2 protein-coding genes are annotated in these 1,872 nt (G+C 63.0%); both read left to right on the top strand.

The window, feature by feature from the left end:
- On the top strand, positions 1-545 hold a 545-nt coding region (locus EN969_RS29270; RefSeq protein WP_348632422.1), incomplete at its 5' end, for a DUF6537 domain-containing protein.
- 144 nt (positions 546-689) lie between these two features.
- Positions 690-1,872, top strand: a 1,183-nt coding sequence (locus EN969_RS29265; protein ID WP_127419636.1) for a diguanylate cyclase, incomplete at its 3' end; no start/stop codon positions are given.

The raw sequence follows: 1,872 nt of genomic DNA, 5'->3' as shown, positions 1-1,872 counted from the left end.
TGCCTGGTTCGACCGCGGTGTCGCAGGCTGCCGCCAGGAACCTGTTCAAGCTGATGGCGATCAAGGACGAATACGAGGTGGCGCGTCTTTACACGGACGGCTCTTTCGCCGCCGAACTGGGCAAGCAGTTCCAGAGCTACGAAAGGCTCGAATTCCACCTCGCTCCGCCGATCATGGGCCGTCGCGGCAATGACGGAAGCCCGCGGAAATCGAGCTTCGGCCCGTGGATGATGAAGGGTTTTCGCGTGCTGGCGGCGATGAAGGGCCTGCGCGGCACTGCCTTCGACCTGTTCGGCTACACCGCCGAACGGCGCATGGAGCGGCAGCTGCTGGCGCGGTACGAGGCGGATCTGGAGCTCATCGCCGGATCGTTGGCCCCAGCCAGGGTCGATGCGGCGGTTGCGCTGGCCTCGGTGCCTGCCCTCATCCGCGGCTATGGCCACGTCCGCCAAGCCAGCGCGCAAAAGGCCGCCGGCGAGCGCCAAAGGCTGCTCGAACGCCTGTCGAGTACGCCGGCGCGGCCCGAACTTCAGGCCGCCGAATGACCGATACGCCTTGTTTACCTGAACGACAGTTTCCTTGCTTTCCGCTGCGTCACCCGGCTTGACGGCAGGAGCGCGAGGGTCTCTCTAAATCTTTCTTAAGGCGGATGTGGCACTGCTTGGCTCCCCAGGGTTGGGATTCAGGCGTTGAATCTGCGAAAAAAGAACGAGATCCCGGTCGACGTCTATATTCCGTTCGTGGAAACCCTGTTTCGCGACGGGCTGACGCTTTCGATCGGCATTCTCGCGCAGACTTTCCTGATCGGCCTGGTCTGGTGGAAGGGCGGCGATCCGCGGTATTTGCTGGTCGCGATCTCGATGGTTCTCATCGGTGTGTTCCGCATGAGAAACTTTCGAAAATACAACAGCATGCCGTCGCCGACGACCTGGGAAGAGGCGCACAAGCGTGAGAATGACTACATTCTCTATGGCTCCCTGCATGGCTTGACGCTTGGCGCTTTCTGCCTGCTCGGCATCTATTTCGCGCGCGATGGTTTCGCCGAAATCGCCTCCGTTTGCCTGACGCTCGCGACGGCGACCTCCATCGCCGGCCGCAACTACGGCTCGCCGCGCATGGTCACCATCCTGACCATTGCCTTGACCTGGCCGATCTCGCTTGGCTTCCTGCTGCGCGGCGACATCTACCATGTCCTCCTCGGGCTGCTGTCGGCGCCGTTCCTGTTCGCCATCCGGAAATTCGCCAACACCGTACGCGATGTGCTTTTTGCGGCCGTCTCGGAAGAGAAGAAGGCCAACCGCATTGCCCAGCGCTTCAACCGGGCGCTCAACACCATGTCGCACGGCCTTGTCATGCTCGGTCCGGACGGCCGCGTCGCGGTGGCCAATGCCGAGGCCGCGCATCTGATGTCGCTCAAGTCGCCCGACGCGCTGCTCGGACGGTCGATCCACGGTCTGTTGATGCGCGGTGTCGCCGGCGGCATGCTGGCGCCCAAGGATTGCCGCTACATCGAGGCGCAGCTGACGCGTGCCCTGCGTGAGGGTCGCGACCGCAAGGTGCTGGTTTCCCTCGCCAACGGCCAGCATTACGAGTTCTCGGCTCGCGAGGGCAGCCAGGAACTGGGCGTCATCACCTTCGAGGACGTCACCGCCCGTGTCGAGGCGGAAGACAAGATCCGCTTCATGGCACGCTACGACAATCTCACCGGCCTGCCCAACCGGGCCTATTTCCATGAATTGGTGGGCGAGGCCATGGCGTCCGGCGATCGCGACCGTCTCTGCGGCCTTGCGGTGCTCGATCTCGACGATTTCAAGAGCGTCAACGACACGCTTGGCCATCCGATCGGCGACGGCTTGATCTATGCCGTTGCCG

The organism is Mesorhizobium sp. M7A.F.Ca.CA.003.01.2.1, assembly GCF_003998945.1.
In the GTDB taxonomy this organism is placed as follows: Bacteria; Pseudomonadota; Alphaproteobacteria; order Rhizobiales; family Rhizobiaceae; genus Mesorhizobium; species Mesorhizobium ciceri.
The sequence above is the reverse complement of the archived record's forward strand: the minus strand, read 5'-3'. Positions and strand labels throughout refer to the sequence as shown.